This window comes from Halalkalicoccus sp. CGA53, assembly GCF_036429475.1.
In the GTDB taxonomy this organism is placed as follows: Archaea; Halobacteriota; Halobacteria; order Halobacteriales; family Halalkalicoccaceae; genus Natronorarus; species Natronorarus salvus.
The window spans coordinates 43,534-58,952 of the sequence record NZ_CP144125.1 but is presented as its reverse complement, the minus strand read 5'-3'; the positions used below and the strand labels follow the sequence as shown (position 1 = coordinate 58,952).

Here is a 15,419-nt window from a genome sequence, read left to right as displayed (position 1 = left end):
CGTCGAGCGGTGTCTCGGGATCTGAGTCAGAGCTATTGCAGATGGGAACGATTCATGAGTATGGCTAGCACGGAACACGGGGACGACATCGACGTCGTGATCGACCTCCTCCGTCGATCGCCCCTTCTGGAGGAACTCCAGGGGGCGGAGTACGATCGACGGGAGATACAGGACCGGTTAGGCGTTTCGAGGGCGACCAGCCATCGGCACACGAAACTGCTCGACGAGTTGGGTGTGATCGAACGGGTGGACGGTCGGTTCAGGCTCACGGAGTCGGGCGCGCTTCTCGTCGAGGCGTGCTCCAGGTTCAAGCGGGAGGCGAGCACTGCGCTCCAGTTGGCTCCGGTGCTCGAGGCAGTGAAAAACGCCCCGGTACCGATCGACAACGGAGCGTTCGCCGGCGCGACGGTGACGGGCGCCGAACACGGCGATCCGCACGCGCCGCTGGTCCGATTCATCGCGCTCGTTCGAGGGACTGAACGGCTCCACGCGCTCGATCTCGACGTCGTCGCCCCGGCCCGGCTGGACGAGATCCAGGGGCGCATCGTCGAGGGGATGGAGACGGAGCTCATCGGGCTCCCCGAGGTCGCCAGGGACGTCATCGAGGGCTACCCGGAGAAGTGTATCGAGGCGTGCGAGAGCGGTCACCTCACGGTCAAGCTGGTCGACGAGATCCCGTTCGCGCTCACTATCTTCGACGATCGAGTCGGTATCGGCGTCACCGAGCCCGACACCCGGATCCTCCGCCTGTTCGTCGACACCGACGCGGACGAGGTGCACGAGTGGGCGTGGGAGGTCTACGAGGCGTACGACGCGGAGGCGATCGAGATGGAGGGGTTCGGACCCGAGGGCCTCCGGCGGGTCATGGAAACACCCGCGTTCTCGAGTTGATCGTCTCCACGTCGTGTGGGGGTGCGAGAGAGGGGCTCCTCTCCTAGCCCGCTGGCTTGACGTGCTGTTTCGACCGGAACACGTTCTCGGGGTCGTATCTCGTCTTCACCTCGGACAGCCGGGCGTAGGCGTCGCCGAAGGTCCGGTCCATCAGCCGGTCGCCGTCCTCGTAGAACCCCGGGAAGTTGAGGTACAGCGATCCGTCGGAGTACTGGTGCATCTCCTCCAGGAACTCGCGTGCCCACGCGATGTTCGCCTCGTCGTCCCCGGGATCCTCCCAGTGCGCCTCGACCGCGAGGAGGTACGGGGCGTCCCTCCCGATGAAGGCGCTCTCGTCGAGACCGACGTCGGCGACCGCACCGCCCAGAGCCCAGACGTCGATCGTCGAGAGGGGTGACGGCGCGGCATCCCCCCACTCGAAGATGCGGTCGACGACGTCGTCGGAGAGCGAGTCGAGATACAACGATTTCCAGTAGTATCGACTCCCGTCGGGAGCGGTCTCGTCGAACGCCCGCTGGAAGTCGGTGTAGGGCATCGTCCCGCTGAGGTCCGCCACTGGCTCGGCCAGCTCCCGGAGCGGTTCGATCACCGCCCCACCCTGGGCCGGCGAGCCGGCGTACATGCCTACGATGACGATCTTGGGCTCGTCGACGACGTCCGCCGGGAAGAGCGCCTCGTCGGGGTGCGTGCCTCGCGAGGCGATGATGCTGAGTTCGTCCGGCGTTGACTGTGCGTACTCCCGAAAGCCACGCATCACCGCGTCGCCATCGTCGGCGTGGTAGACGGCCAGCAGGACCGCCACCTCGGGTCCGACGGGGTGGAGGTCGAACTCGAATCCCGTCACCACGCCGAAGTTTCCGCCCCCGCCGCGGAGTCCCCAGAAGAGGTCAGCGTGCTCGTTCGGGCTCGCGGTGAGGTACTCGCCGTCGGTGGTGACGACGTCGACGGAGGCGAGGTTGTCGGCGCTCAACCCGTACTTGTTCCGGAGGTGTCCGAGACCGCCACCGAGCGTGAGCCCCGCTACCCCGGTCGCGGAGACGACGCCGAGGGGTGTCGCGAGCCCGAACGCCTGCGTTTCGCGGTCGACGTCCCCCAGCGTGGCGCCCGCCTGGACCCACGCCGTTCGCTCGTCGGGGTCGACCCACACGCCGGTCATCGCCGAGAGGTCGATGACGATCCCCCCGTCGCAGACCGCGGCCCCGGCGACGTTGTGGCCGCCGCCGCGGACCGTCACGAGGAGGTCGTGTGCGCTCGTGAGGTTCACGGCGTCGATCACGTCCGCGACGCCCGAACACCGGAGGACGAGCCCCGGATACCGGTCGATGACCCCGTTCCAGACGGCTCTGGCGTCGTCGTAGTCGGCATCACCCGGACAGATCACGTCCCCGGCGAATCCCGCGCGGAACTCCTCCAGGACTCGATCCGGCAGCACCGTCCCGGCCCACTCCACGACGCGGCCGCTCTCGACGTGGAGGACCTCGAACCCTGAGATGGCCGTCTCGTCCGTTGCACCGTCGGGATCGCCATCCTGGGCGAATCCTCCGAGGGTCCCGGACGTCCGGATGGCCACCGTCCCGTCGTCGCCGACGGCGTCGTCGATCGCGACCTCCACGTCGGTGGCCCCGTCCGTAACCCGGGAGACGAACCGCCGGTACGCCTCCGGTCCGGTTCCGGTGGTCGGATTCGCGGGGTCGTGGACGACGAGGTCCGGGGCACACAGGCCATCGAGATCGTCGAGGGTATCGCGCTTCCAGGCCGCATCGACGAACGTTCGGCCGAGCGTATCGTGGTCGGTTGGGCTTCGGGGGTGGGTGGTCATTGCTGGATCACTCCATTGCCAGGTCTCTCTAGCTCACATCGGGTGGATCGAGCCCGCCCAACGGGAGCACGTTCCCTACGTCGAGTCCGGATCGAATGTAATCACCGAGTGACAGTATCGCGATCCACGAGAACCGCTTATAGGGTGTCTCACCCCCTGAGACGGCGCTGCCGGCTCGAGACCGGCGAGTGGCTGCGGAGCCCACACGATCGGTACCCGATATGCCACTTCGCTATCGCAGCTGCTGACGTCCGGTCACTTCCTATCGAAGTCTAGGGGTAGGAAGTCGGCCTCGGCACTCATAGGGCTCCACATACCGCGCTGCCTAGACGCGTTCGGTGAGCGGGCTCGTCATCGGCCACTCACCACTATCCACCACACACGCAAAACCGACTCGGCCCGCGAACGCCTATCCCGCTGGCCCCCCTCGCAGACCCATGAGCAGGGGACTCCCTCCGGAAGCGGAAGACCTGATCCGCGACGCGCCGCTGATGGCACACTTCGCCACCAGCTACGAGGACCGTCCGCACGTCGCGCCGGTCTGGTATCGGTACCGAAACGGAACGCTCTCGGCGCTGCTCTCGGGGAAGAAACTCGAGAACGTCCGGCGAAATCCCAGAGTGGCTATCTCGATCGAGCAGTCAGAGAACGGCTCGGCGCAGTGGATGGTCGCGATGCGCGGGACGGCGGAGGTGATCGAAGAGGAGGTGGCGATCCGCGAGGCCGAGGCCGTGATCAACCCGAAGTACGGCGCGGATCCCGATGCCTGGGAGGGGAACACGCTCGTCCGGGTCGACGTCGCCTCGGGGAGCTATCGGACGTACGACTGACCGAACCCGGCGACGGCCCCGAAGTCGAACCGTCACGTGCCGGGCAACCGATAACCGATTCAACGATCTACCGGTGGATCGGTGGCCGGAAACGACCCTCCGACGGCGAGCTTCGTGATCCCAGCGAAGGACGAGGAGGCGTACCTCCCGGCGACGCTCGAGAGTCTCCGTGCACTCGATACGGGACACGAGTACGAGACGATCGTCGTCGACGGCGGAAGCGACGACGCGACACCGGAGATCGCCAGGGAGTTCGGCGTCGAACCGGTCGAACAGGAGGAGGGCGGAATCGGTCGCGGTCGCGACCTGGGTGCCCGACGAGCACGGGGGGAGTGGCTCGCGTTCGTAGACGCGGATACGACGGTTCGCCCCGACTACCTGGATCGGATCCTCGCGTTCGCGAACGGGGGCGAGTACGACGCGGTGAGCTCTCGGTGTCGCGTCGTCGGTGCTCGTCGTGGCCTCGCGAAACAGGCGGTGGTGAACCACGTGTTCCCGCACCTGCGCCGACCGGTCCTCCCCGGGTTCAACCTCGCGATCGACCGCGACGTCTACGGTGCGTCGGGCGGGTTCCCGGACGTCCCCAACGAGGACACGGCGTTCAGTCGACGGCTCGGGGCTTCCTACCGGACGGGCTACTGTCCCGACGTACTGGTCGAGACGTCGGCCCGGCGGTTCCGTTCCGCGGGACTCACCGGCACGCTCGCACACTACGTTCGCCTCGACTGGCACCGGATACGCACGGACCACTAGCTCGCCGCAACCCGGACGGTTTAGGACGCGACCGATCAATCCGAGGGTATGACAGACGAGCCGACGATCCTCTTCCCGCACACGCTCGGCCCCGACCGCCTCGACGGGCTCTCCGAGATCCTCGACGACGACCTCCCCGAGGGCGCGATCCGGATCGCTCGCACCCCCGAGGAGACGTTCGCCGCGGCCCCCGAGGTCGAGGCGATCGTCGCCGGTCACCTGGGTGAGGAACTGCTCGACGCTGCCGAACGCCTCCGGTGGGTGCAGGCACTCAGTGCGGGGGTCGACCACTACGACCTCGACGAGCTGGCGGAGCGCGGGATCGTGCTCACAAACGCCTCGGGCGTCCACGCGCAGCCGATCGCCGAGCAGGTGCTCTGTTACGCGCTGATGTTCGAGCGCGGGCTGCACGAGAGCGTCCGCCAGCAGGCCAGAGGCGTCTGGGAGCGCGTCGAGGGCGGAGAGATCCGCGGGAAGACGATGGGGATCGTCGGCGTCGGTGCGATCGGCGCTCGCACGGCCGACCTCGCCTCTGCACTGGGGATGGAGGTGATCGGGACGAAACGCGACGTCGAGAGCGCACCGGACGTGCTCTCCAACTGTTACCCGGCCGACGAGCACCACGAACTCTGCCGACGGTCGGACTACCTCGTCCTCGCCTGCCCGCTCACCGACGAAACCGAAGGATTGCTCGGCTACGAGGAGTTCCGGATGATGCCGAGCAGTGCAGTCGTCATCAACATCGCTCGCGGGGCGGTAGCGGACGAGGCGGCGCTGACCCGCGCGCTGCAGTCGAAGTGGATCCGCGGGGCAGCGCTCGACGTCTTCGAGACCGAACCCCTCCCACGGGAGTCGCCGCTCTGGGAGCTCTCGAACGTGGTGATCACGCCGCACATGGCGGGGTCGACGCCGGAGAAGTTCGGCCGCTGGCGCGAGATCGTGGCGGAGAACTACCGGGCGCTGGCTGAGGGTCGTTCCGAGGCGATGGTGAACCGGGTCGTCTGAACCCGCCGCTCGCGCGGGTCCGTTGCGGATCGCGCCGGTCGCGACGAGTCGGAACGGCTTTCGCAATACTTGCCGTTCGATCGGTATGGTGTTCGACACGATCGAGGAGCGGGGCCACGAACAGGTCTCCTTTTTCACCGACGACGAGACGGGGCTGCGAGCGATCGTCGCGATCCACGACACGACGCTCGGGCCCTCACTGGGAGGAACGCGGCTCTACGACTACGAGACGGAGGGCACGGCGCTAGAGGACGTCCTCCGGCTCTCGGAGGCGATGACGTACAAGGCAGCGGCGACCGACCTCCCGCTCGGCGGCGGGAAGGCCGTGATCCTCGGCGAACCCGACGCCGCGTCCGAGGCGCTGTTCGAGGCGTACGGTCGGGCGGTCGATCGGCTCTGCGGGCGCTACGTCACCTCCGTGGACGTGAATACGGGCGCAGCGGAGATGGACGCCATCGCCCGCGAGACCGACCACGTCGTCGGGACGAGCAGTGGGCTAGAGAACCCCTCCGCGATCACCGCTCACGGCGTCTTCCGGGGGATCGAGGCGTGTGCCGAGCACGTCTACGGGACCGACTCGCTCGACGACCGTCGAGTAGTCGTCCAGGGTACGGGGAAGGTCGGTTCGGCCCTGGTCGAACAGCTCGTCGAGGCCGGCGCGGAGGTCGTGGTGAGCGACGTCGACTCCGAGCGGGTCGGCCACCTCGTGGAGACACGGGGGGTGGGATCGGTCGCCCCCGAGGCGGTCTTCGACGAGGAGTGTGACGTCTTCGCGCCGTGTGCGATCGGCGGCGTCGTGAACGACGAGAGCGTCTCGCGGCTCTCCTGTGACGTCGTCGCGGGCGCGGCGAACAACGTCCTCGCCGAGCGGCGCCACGCCGTGGCACTCGCCGACCGCGGGATCCTCTACGCGCCCGACTACGTGATCAACGCGGGCGGGCTGATCACCGTCTACGAGGAGTACGCCGGCGGCAGGCGCGAGGAGGCGTACGAGAAGGCCGACCGGATCGGCGACCGGCTCTCGGCGCTGATCGACCGGGCAGACCGCGAGGGGACGACCGTCCTCGACGCGGCCGACGCGTACGCCGAGGACCGTCTCGCCGAGAGAGCGGAGCGGACGACGCCGGTCTGAGCCGGTTCCGGGCGGGTGGAAGACGTTCGATAAGGACGGTTGTAGTCTCTTACCGGTGATCGCCAGTACGAGTCGGCGATCACCGGTAATCAATCACAACCGTCCTTATGACGGGGCGATCCGTCACCGGCACGTGGTCGCGACCGGGTTCAATCACTCGAATCCACGCAGACGACGTCGAGCGCGTCTTCGAGATCGCACGGGCGCGGGGATCTTCGACGACGTGGCGAGACCTCTTCGGAGCCACGACTCATCTCGCTGTCCGACGGCGCGGTCCGGCGCTCTCTGGGATCCGGCGGGGAACCTCGTCGAGGTAGACTGGCCGGACGTCGAGACGCTCTCCCTTCGATCCGCGATCACGCCGTCTCGGGGACGGAGCAGGTCAAGCAGGACGCGGACGTCGGGGAGGCGAGGCTGTTTCTCGACCGGTGACGGCCGTAGAAACGGCCCCGTACGAGCGGGACGGTCGGAAAACCCGGCAGAAATCGGGGGTGAAAAAGGGTTATCTCGTCGGCGGTGGTGGATGATGTGATGAGCACTCGTATCGAGTTCACCGTCCCCACGAGCGCCTGTGCGCTCGGCCGGTCGCTCGGCGGGGAGCCGGGTGCACGCCTCGAACTCGACCGGATCGTTCCGACCGACGACACCGTCATGCCCTTCTTTTGGGTGTGGAACCGGGACCCGGAGTTGTTCGCCGCTGCCGCGAGGGACGAACGCGCGATCGACGAGATATCGATCGTCGAGCGGGTCGAGGGTGGGACGCTCTTCGCCGCGCGCTGGAACCATGAGGAGGCCGGCACGCTGTTCGCGATCGCCCGCTCGGAGGGTGCACTCCTCGACGCACGGGCGACGACCGAGCGGTGGCGCTTCGAGGTCCGATTCGTCGATCGGGCGGCCGCCGGGGCGTTCCGGACGTTCTGTGCCGAACGGGGGGTACCGCTCTCGATCGAACGCGTCACGACCGCCTCGCCCCGTGAAGACGACCGGTACGGACTCACCGACGAACAGCGCGAGGCGCTCGCGGTGGCCTACCAGCGTGGCTACTTCGAGGAGCCACGCCGCGCGACGCTCGAGGACGTCGCTCGCGAGATCGGGATCACCCCGCGGGCGCTGGCCGGCCGGCTCAGACGCGGGCAGGCGACGCTGCTCGAACGCACCGATCTGACGGCCCTCCCCGCGTGAGTATATAAGCAGGTTCAGTACTGAACGGTTACACGGAGGCGGGCCCGGCACCTCGTCTTACCCGCGGTTTCGAACGGTCATCAGAGGCACTCCGAAATCATCCACCCCGTTCGTTCTCGCACGGCCGACCGTGGCTCCCCCCGACGGGGAGTCACGACCGATCGATCCGCTCGCACGCGGCCGCCACCACGAGCGGGAGCGTGATCGTCGCGTCGGCGTAGACGCTGGCGTTCTCGCCGGCCGTCTCGATCTTCCCCCACGATCGAGCCTCGTCGAGCGTCGCCCCGGAGAGTCCGCCGGTCCGTGGTGAGTCCATCGTGAGCTGGACGGCGTAGTCGTACGCCGTCGGCGTCACGAGCATCGTCTGGAGGGTGTAGTTCTTCGGGACGCCCCCGCCGACGACGAACGCGCCGGTCCGTTCGGCGTGGTAGGCGAGGTCGTTCAGGTGGGTCATGTCCGCGAGCGCGTCGAGCGAGAAGTCGGTCGTCTGCGAGTAGATCCACGCCTGGAGGCCGAGCACCGAGTCCTGGATCGCCGGGCAGTAGATCGGGACGTCGCACTCGTACGCCGCGGCGGCGACGCCCGGATCTTCCTTTACTCCCTCGCGCTCGTTGGCCGCCGCGTTCGCCTTCCCCAACTCCGCGGTCAGCTCCTGGATGCTCACGGTCCGTTCGAGGCCGGAGAAGACCTCCTCGCGGACGTGGGTCTCCATCTCGGTGAAGTGTTCCTGCGGGAGGTAGACGTTGTAGATCCGGTCCACCCACTCCTCGCGCAGGGCCTCGTCGTGCTCTCGGGGCGTCTTCTCGTCGTGACGATCCGTTCCGTGTTCACCCGAGTCCTCCGACGAGCCTGAGCGGGAAGCGCCGGGCCGCCGGTCGCGTGGCCCGGCGCGACCGTGGTGGTGTTTCCCGCCGATCGCCTCGATCGTGTCGTGGGTGAGGTTCGCGCCGGTCGTCACGAGCGCGTCGATGTACCCCTCTCTGATCAGGTCGATGACGACCTGACGCATACCACACGGGACCATCGCCCCGGCCAGCCCGAAGAAGACGCTCGTCTCCTCGTCCCCGAACATCTCCGCGGTGATCCCGACCGCGTCCGCGAGGTCCGCCGCGCCGATGCCCGCGTTCCCGTACTCCGTCGCGAGGTCCCCGACGCTCATCCCCGCGGTGACGCGGGTGTGACCGATCGGGTCGTGGGCGAACTCCTCGCGCTCCGGAAGCTCGTCGTCGCTCATGGCCCACGTCCGCGGCCGGACGGTTTCAACGACCCGGTCCGTGCTGATCCGAAGGGCTCCGACCGATCAGGGCCTGACCGCACCGAGTTTCAGGCCGAGCGCGAGCAAGGCTGCCGGGGCGAGCGATGTCCCGAGCAGGATCACGAACCCCGTCGGCATCGCCCCCGCGCCGAAGACGAGGACGATCAGGGTTGCGGTGAGGCCGAACACCCCCGCCGTGCAGACGAGGATCGCGAGGACGAACAGGGGAATCCAGTAGGTGAGGAGGAGACAGAGCCCGAAGGTGGCGAGGAGGAAGCCGGCGCTCAGCTCCGGTGGGACGGAGAACGCGAGCCCGAACCCGCGGATCGAGGCGGCGGTCGTCGTGACCACGTACCAGACGGCGCTCGTGAGGAAGAAGGCGACCGAGGCGGCGAGCAGAACGCCCGCGAGCCTGCCCGGTTCCTCACCGTCGCCCTCCGCGTCTACCGGCTCCGGCGGCTCCTCGTCCGTGTGTTCCGGGAGGTCGTCCTCGCGGACGACCGGGAGGTCGGTGTTCCGTGGGGTGGGGAGGTCGATCGCCTCCGCTGTGGGTAGGCGGCCCCCCGTTCGGTCGTTCTCCCCACTCATCACTTCGTGGAGGGCCGAGTCGCTCATGAGGGCGTCGATTCACCGAGAGGCTCGGCCGGCTAGAGCCCGGTCGGACGATCGACGAACGTCGTCTCGAGGCCCCAGCCCTCGACCAGTTCGCCGACCGAGCGGACGCCGAACGTCTCGGTCGCGTAGTGACCCGCGAGCAGGACGTGGATCCCAGCCTCCCGTGCCTCGTGGTAGACGTGGCCTTTCCCCTCGCCGGTGACGAACGCGTCGACGCCGGCGTCGGCCGCCTCGTCCAGCCAGTCGACCCCGCTGCCGGTGACGACCGCGACGGACTCGACCGTCTCGGGACCGAACTCGAGCGTGTAGACCCCTCGCTTCGGGTCGAGCGCGCTCTCGAGTTCGGCTTCCAGCGTCCCGATACCGACGGCTTCGGGCAACCGACCGCGGAGCCCGATCGTCTCCGGATCGAGGCTCCCGAACGGCTCTCGATCGTCGAGATCGAGGACGGTCGCGACCCCGGCGGCGTTTCCGATCTCGGGATGGGAGTCGAGCGGCAGGTGCGAGACGTAGAGCGCCATCTCCCCGTCGATCAGCGCGGCGGTCCGGTCGTACTCGTTTCTCGTAATCCGCTCGATCCCACCCCACGAGAGGCCGTGGTGGGTGAGCAACAGGTCGGCGTCCGCTTCCCTCGCCGCCTCGATCGTCTCCACCGCGGCGTCCACGGCGAGCGCGACCCGGTCGATCTCGGCCTCGCGTGGACCGACCTGGAGCCCGTTCGCGCTCGCGTCGAGGTCGGCGAACGCCTCCGTTCTCAGTTCATCGTCCAGCCGTTCGCAGAGTTCGGTGAGTCTCATTCCTCGTGCCTCGTCGCCCGTGCGTGTTCGTAAACGAACTCCCGAAGGAGCTTTCCTCCGAGCGCCGCCGCCTGGCCGTCGTCGCGATCGTTCACCTCGACGACGTCGAACCCGGTACAGTGCGGTGCGGCGAGCCGAACGACGTCGCGCATCTCCCTCGGGTGCAGCCCGAACGGCTCCTTCGTGCCGGTGCCGGGCGCGAACCCCGGGTCCGCGCCGTCGATATCCACCGAGAGGTAACTCTCGCGACCGCCGAAGGGGTCACTCCCGTTCGATCCGACCGTCTCGATCCAGTCCCCTACGTCCTCCGGCGGAACCACGCTGACGTCCTCGGCGCTCGCACGCTCCCACTCCTCCTCGCTCCCGGTTCGGACGCCGAGGACGATCGCCTCCTCCGCGACGTCGAGGACGTGTCGGGTCACGCAGGCGTGGCTGTGTGGGTTGCCGTCGTACTCGCTCCGGAGGTCGAGGTGGGCGTCGAGACAGACGAACAGGTCGGGATCGGTAGCCCTCACGCCCGCCTCGCTCACGGTGTGCTCGCCACCGATCACCAGTGGGACCGCGTCGTCCATCACGACGTCCCGTATCCTGCCTTCGAGGTGATGGAGGTACTCGACGGCGTCGTCCCACGCCCGGACGTCCCCGTAGTCGACGACGGAGAGCTCCGAGAACCGCTGGTCCGTCCTGTGATCGTAGTCGTCGAACGTCTCGGCGAACCTCCTCACCCGGTCCGGTCCGAACCGGGTTCCCGGCTGGAAGGTCGTCGAGACGTCGAGCGGCGCGCCGAGGATCCCGTACGACCCGCCCTCCTCGTGTGCGCCGGGAAACATCCCTCAGACGATCTTTCGCTGGCCGTCGAGTTCGAGGAACTCGATGTCGTCTTCGGGCGAGAGGTTCGCGTCCGAGGGCGTCTGCATCGTGATCGTCTCGTAGGAGTCTAAGTCCATCACCTGCGCGACGGTGTCGCTCTCGACGTTGATGACCTGACCCTGTTTCCGCTCGATGATCGGCACCCAGATCTTCGCGTCGACCGGCTGGGAGAAGCTGCGCTTCTTGCTGTCGAAGACGCCACGACCCTCGACACGGGCCTTCGCGCTGCCGTGTTTGCCCGGTTTGGCCGTACTGTAGTGGGTGATCTTACACGCCGCGCCGTCCATCAGGACGTAGCCACCCTCCTGCAGATCGCGGACCTCCTTCTGTTCTCTCGCCATGGAGCCCGCTACCCGCGGCGGCGGTATAAACCGTTTGGAACGACTCAGGTGTGACGATCGATCACGCTCCCGACCCGCGCTAACCCCACCTCCAGCTCGTCGGTCGGCAGGCCGAAGCCGATCCGGAAGTAGTCCTCGAACCCGAAGAGGTCGCCCGGTGCGAGCACGACGCTCTCCTCGTCGACGACCGTTCGACAGAACTCCTCGCCGTTCTCGAACCCCTCGGGGATCGTGACGAAGCCGTTTACCCCCACGGGCTCGTGCCAGCCGAGGCCGTGCTCGCGGACGAACGTTCGCACCCGTTCCCGGTGTTCGTCCGCGAGCGCCCGGTTCTCGAGGAGGATCTCTCGCTCGCCTCTGAGCGCCTGTCGGGCGACGTGCTGGTCGATCAGCCCGGTCGAGATGGTCGTGTAGTCCTTCCACTGCCAGGCCCGATCCACGACCTCCCGGTCGCCGGCGAGCCAGCCGAAGCGTAGTCCGGCGAGGCCGTACGCCTTCGTCAGGCTCGTCGTGCTCAGGCCGTACTCGCCCATCGCCGCGACGGGTGTGATCGGCTCGTCGGCGAGCAGCCGATAGACCTCGTCACAGAGCAGGTAGGCGTCGTTCTCGGCCGCGAGGTCGTAGAGTTCGCGTACCAGCCCCTCGTCGTGGTAGACCCCGGTCGGGTTGTTCGGGTTGTTGAAGACGACGACGCGCGTCTCGGGTTCGATCGCCTCGGCGATCGCTTCCACGGAGAGCTCCCACTCGGGTGGTTCGAGCCACACGCGGGTGACCCGCCCGAACGCCTCGGGCACCGCGGAGAGCGCCTGGTAGGTGGGGGTGACGACGACCGCGTGTGCGTCCCCTCGCATCAGCGCGAGGAAGGCGAGGAAGTTCGCCTCCTGGGTGCCGCACGTGAACAGCACCTCGTCCCGACCGCGGTCGTAGCGTGCGCCGACCTCCGCGCGGAACTCCGGGTCGCCGTTGGTCGGGATGACGTAGCCCAACTCGCCCGGATCGAGGTCGAATCGGTCCGCGGAGAGGCTCCTGATGCCGCTCTCTGCGAGCATGACGTCGGCTCCGTGTTCGACCTCGGCGAACCAGCGCTCGAGGCCGAAGGGTTCGATCTGCATGGTCGGGACTCACGCTCGGTGGCTACAACCGTATCGGTCCCGGTGATCGGTCACTCCTCTCCCTCTTCGCCCTCCCAGTAGCTCACCGCATCGGAGGGTCGGTAGTAGCCCTCGAGACTCCGTTCGCCCTCCTCGCCCGGTGCCGCCCCGACGTAGACACCGAACTTCCCCGAGTCGGGGTAGACCGTCACGTCCGGCTCGTCCATCGTCGAGATCACGAGGTACGAGAGTACCTCCTCGCCGTCGTTCGCGACCCTGTGGGCGCCGCGTTCGTCCGCCGGAAGCGCGACGTAGTCGCCCGAAGAGAGCGACAACGTCTCCCCGGCGAGCCTGAGCGTGCCCGACCCGGAGCGAACGACGATCGCCTCCTCGTTTCCGGCGTGGTAGTGGTACGGCCACGACCGCTTCCCGGGGGGAAGTTCGTAGAGACTACAGCCGATGCGTTCGCCCCCGGCGGCCGCGCCCAGTCGCTTCCGCCGAAACGCGGTCTCTCCCCGTTCGAGCGTCTCCCACTCCACGTCCGACTCGTCGATCCGACCCATGCGGGGGGGATCGGACTCCGGGGTGTTAGTACTCGCCCTGGTTGCTGTAGATCCGCTCGTGGCCGTGGGTGTAGATCTCCAGCAGGTTCCCCCATGGATCCTTGCAGTAGGTCATCCTGTACCGTTGGTCGGGAAAGAGCTCCCAGATCTCGGTGTGGTGTTTCCCTCCCGTCTCCTCGATCTCCGCCGCGAGCTCCTCGATGTTCGGGTCGATCACGCAGACGTGGAAGTAGCCCTCCTCCTTCGGGCTCGGCTCGCTCTCTTTTCCCTCCCTGAACTCGAACAGTTCGATCGCCGTCCCCCCGCCGGTCCCGAGGTGTGCGATCCGTACCTCCTCGAACTCCCCCAGCACGTCGAGACAGAGCCGCGAGATCTGGCTCTCGCCGTCACCGGCGATCGTCTGTGCCTCCATCAGCCGCTCGAACCCGAGAACCGACTCGTACCACTCGATCGCTTCGTCGATATCTGGCACTGTGACGCCGACGTGTGCGAACGCCCGTGGCTGTGGCTTCGACATGGCTCGTCCTTGGGAGGGAGCGGGAAAAACACCCGTGTCGGCCATCGCCGCCTCTCGTTTCGCTCCTTCGCTACGACGTCCTCACTCCTCGCCGCGGCGCTGTCTGAGGTTCTGTCTGGTGAACTGCGGGCGGGCGCGGATCCCCCGGCGCTTCTTGAACGACCGGTAGAGGAGGAAGACGATCAGCAGCGAGAGACCGCCGGAGATGAGAAACGAGAGGTCCGGTCCCCGGAAGGCGTAGATGATCGCCGTCGAGATCAGGCCCACGGAAAGGAGCAGTCCGTAGATGAGTCGTTTCGCGAGGCGGTCGAAGATTTGGTTCGGGTCCTCGATCTCGACGTGGACGAACAGCCTGTCGCGTTCGAGCATGTCGAGGGTGTTCTCGATCTTCGGGGGGACTCTGATCAACGACTCCATCGTCCGTCGGAGCTGGTCGCCAACCTCGCCCGCGATCTGTTTCGCCGTCTCCTCCCTGTAGCCCTGCTCCGAGAGGTACTCGGTCGCGGTGTCGATGAAGTTGAAGTCGGGATCGAGCGTCACACAGACGCCCTCGACGACCGTCGCGACCCGCAACACGAGCGCGAGGTTCGAGGGGAGTCTGAGCGGGAACTCGTAGATCGTGTTCTCGACCTGGTCGATGATCTGATTGACGCGATACTGCTCGATCTCCTCGCCGCGGGCGTCCTCGATGGCGAGTTCGAGCACCTGGCCCATCACCTCTCGATCCGCTTCCGGACTGAGCGTCCCGAGGTCGATCAAGGTATCCAGAATCCCGTCGATGTCCTGGTTCGCCACCGCGATGTAGAACTCGACGACCTTTTCCTGGACGTAGGGATCGACCCGGCCGCTCATCCCGAAGTCGTAGAAGACGATCGTCCCGTCGTCCTGCACCGCGAGGTTTCCGGGGTGGGGGTCGGCGTGGAAGACGCCGTCCTCGATGATCATCTGCAGATACGCCCGCTGGAGGGTCTCCGCGACGGACGCGCGGTCGATTCCCTTCTCCTCTAGCTCACCCACCCGGGTGATCTTCGTCCCGCCGACGAACTCCATCGTGAGTACGCGCCGCGTCGAGTGGCTGTCGACGATCTCGGGGATCCGGATCCGGTCGTTCCCCTCGAAGTTCGCCCGGATCTCCCGTAGCATGTCGGCCTCTCGCTCGTAGTCCATCTCCTCCCTGATCACCCGGTCGAACTCGTCGGCGAGCGTCTCGAGCGAGAACGACCGGTTGTCGTCGACGAAGTACATCAACAGCGGCAACGAGAAGCGGATCACGCGCAGGTCGGCTTTCACGAGCGACTCGATCCCCGGCCGGCGCACCTTCACCGCGACGAGGCGGTCGTCGACGTACGCCCGGTAGACCTGCCCGAGGCTCGCCCCGCTGATCGCCTCGGTCTTGAACTCGGCGAACGCATCCTCTATCGGTCCGACGTCCTCTTCGAGGACCTTCCTCGCCTCCTCCCAGTCGGCCGGCGGCACCTCGTCCTGGAGCTTCGAGAGCTCGTCGATGTACGCCGGCGGGAGGATGTCCGGGCGCGTCGAGAGCAGTTGCCCGAGTTTGATGAACGTGGGGCCGAGCGTGAGCAGCGAGTCGAGCAGTCGCTTGGCCCGGCGGCGTTGTTCGTCGACGCCGACGCGCCGGGAGGGGCCGAAGAGGACGAACCGGTTGTTGTCGCGCGTGTACGCCCAGATGAGCGGCATGAACTGCCAGGCGACGACGAAAAAGCGCCTGTACGCCCGGAGCGAGACCAGGGAGACCAC

General features: G+C 67.3%; 16 protein-coding genes. 6 read left to right on the top strand and 10 right to left on the bottom strand.

Going from position 1 to position 15,419, the window contains the following annotated elements; genetic code table 11:
- The first annotated feature begins 60 nt into the window (after positions 1-60).
- Entirely contained in the window at positions 61-891 is an 831-nt protein-coding gene (locus V2L32_RS01485) for a helix-turn-helix transcriptional regulator (protein ID WP_331234667.1), read from the top strand.
- 43 nt (positions 892-934) lie between these two features.
- Here the strand turns inward: V2L32_RS01485 and V2L32_RS01480 are convergent, their stop codons facing one another.
- Positions 935-2,710 (bottom strand): FAD-binding protein, encoded by a 1,776-nt coding sequence (locus V2L32_RS01480; protein WP_331234666.1) that lies wholly within the window; start codon positions 2,708-2,710, stop codon positions 935-937.
- Between the two features lie 437 nt (positions 2,711-3,147).
- Here V2L32_RS01480 and V2L32_RS01475 point away from each other — a divergent pair, with 437 nt between their 5' ends.
- From V2L32_RS01475 to V2L32_RS01455, 5 genes are all read left to right on the top strand, one after another.
- Positions 3,148-3,540, top strand: coding sequence for a pyridoxamine 5'-phosphate oxidase family protein (locus tag V2L32_RS01475; RefSeq protein WP_331234665.1), 393 nt, complete (start codon positions 3,148-3,150; stop codon positions 3,538-3,540).
- An 81-nt stretch (positions 3,541-3,621) separates the two neighbouring features.
- The gene (locus tag V2L32_RS01470) at positions 3,622-4,293 is read left to right on the top strand and encodes a glycosyltransferase (RefSeq protein WP_331234664.1); all 672 of its coding nucleotides are present in this window, start codon (positions 3,622-3,624) and stop codon (positions 4,291-4,293) included.
- 48 nt (positions 4,294-4,341) lie between these two features.
- Positions 4,342-5,298, top strand: a complete 957-nt coding sequence (locus tag V2L32_RS01465) for a D-2-hydroxyacid dehydrogenase (protein ID WP_331234663.1) — start codon at positions 4,342-4,344, stop codon at positions 5,296-5,298.
- An 85-nt stretch (positions 5,299-5,383) separates the two neighbouring features.
- Positions 5,384-6,430 (top strand): Leu/Phe/Val dehydrogenase, encoded by a 1,047-nt coding sequence (locus V2L32_RS01460; protein WP_331234662.1) that lies wholly within the window; start codon positions 5,384-5,386, stop codon positions 6,428-6,430.
- Between the two features lie 531 nt (positions 6,431-6,961).
- Positions 6,962-7,612 (top strand): helix-turn-helix domain-containing protein, encoded by a 651-nt coding sequence (locus V2L32_RS01455; RefSeq protein ID WP_331234661.1) that lies wholly within the window; start codon positions 6,962-6,964, stop codon positions 7,610-7,612.
- A gap of 151 nt (positions 7,613-7,763) precedes the next feature.
- On the opposite strand, the gene V2L32_RS01450 is transcribed toward V2L32_RS01455, so the two are convergent.
- The 9 genes from V2L32_RS01450 to V2L32_RS01410 all read right to left on the bottom strand — a co-directional run bounded on the left by V2L32_RS01450 (position 7,764) and on the right by V2L32_RS01410 (position 15,359).
- Entirely contained in the window at positions 7,764-8,846 is a 1,083-nt protein-coding gene (locus V2L32_RS01450) for a deoxyhypusine synthase (protein WP_331234660.1), read from the bottom strand.
- Between the two features lie 66 nt (positions 8,847-8,912).
- Entirely contained in the window at positions 8,913-9,482 is a 570-nt protein-coding gene (locus V2L32_RS01445) for a hypothetical protein (RefSeq protein ID WP_331234659.1), read from the bottom strand.
- 32 nt (positions 9,483-9,514) lie between these two features.
- Entirely contained in the window at positions 9,515-10,279 is a 765-nt protein-coding gene (locus V2L32_RS01440) for a Nif3-like dinuclear metal center hexameric protein (protein ID WP_331234658.1), read from the bottom strand.
- Positions 10,276-11,109, bottom strand: a complete 834-nt coding sequence (gene speB, locus V2L32_RS01435) for an agmatinase (protein ID WP_331234657.1) — start codon at positions 11,107-11,109, stop codon at positions 10,276-10,278. The genes V2L32_RS01440 and speB overlap by 4 nt, the downstream gene beginning before the upstream one ends.
- A gap of 3 nt (positions 11,110-11,112) precedes the next feature.
- On the bottom strand, positions 11,113-11,490 hold the full coding sequence (locus V2L32_RS01430) for a translation initiation factor IF-5A (RefSeq protein WP_331234655.1): 378 nt from the start codon (positions 11,488-11,490) through the stop codon (positions 11,113-11,115).
- Between the two features lie 44 nt (positions 11,491-11,534).
- Entirely contained in the window at positions 11,535-12,602 is a 1,068-nt protein-coding gene (locus V2L32_RS01425) for an aminotransferase class I/II-fold pyridoxal phosphate-dependent enzyme (RefSeq protein ID WP_331234654.1), read from the bottom strand.
- A gap of 50 nt (positions 12,603-12,652) precedes the next feature.
- A complete protein-coding gene (locus tag V2L32_RS01420; RefSeq protein ID WP_331234653.1) occupies positions 12,653-13,144 on the bottom strand; it encodes a cupin domain-containing protein in 492 nt (163 codons plus the stop codon).
- A 25-nt stretch (positions 13,145-13,169) separates the two neighbouring features.
- Complete coding sequence (locus V2L32_RS01415) at positions 13,170-13,661, bottom strand: VOC family protein (protein ID WP_331234652.1); 492 nt, start codon at positions 13,659-13,661, stop codon at positions 13,170-13,172.
- An 81-nt stretch (positions 13,662-13,742) separates the two neighbouring features.
- Positions 13,743-15,359, bottom strand: a complete 1,617-nt coding sequence (locus V2L32_RS01410) for an ABC1 kinase family protein (RefSeq protein ID WP_331236650.1) — start codon at positions 15,357-15,359, stop codon at positions 13,743-13,745.
- Positions 15,360-15,419: the final 60 nt, after the last annotated feature.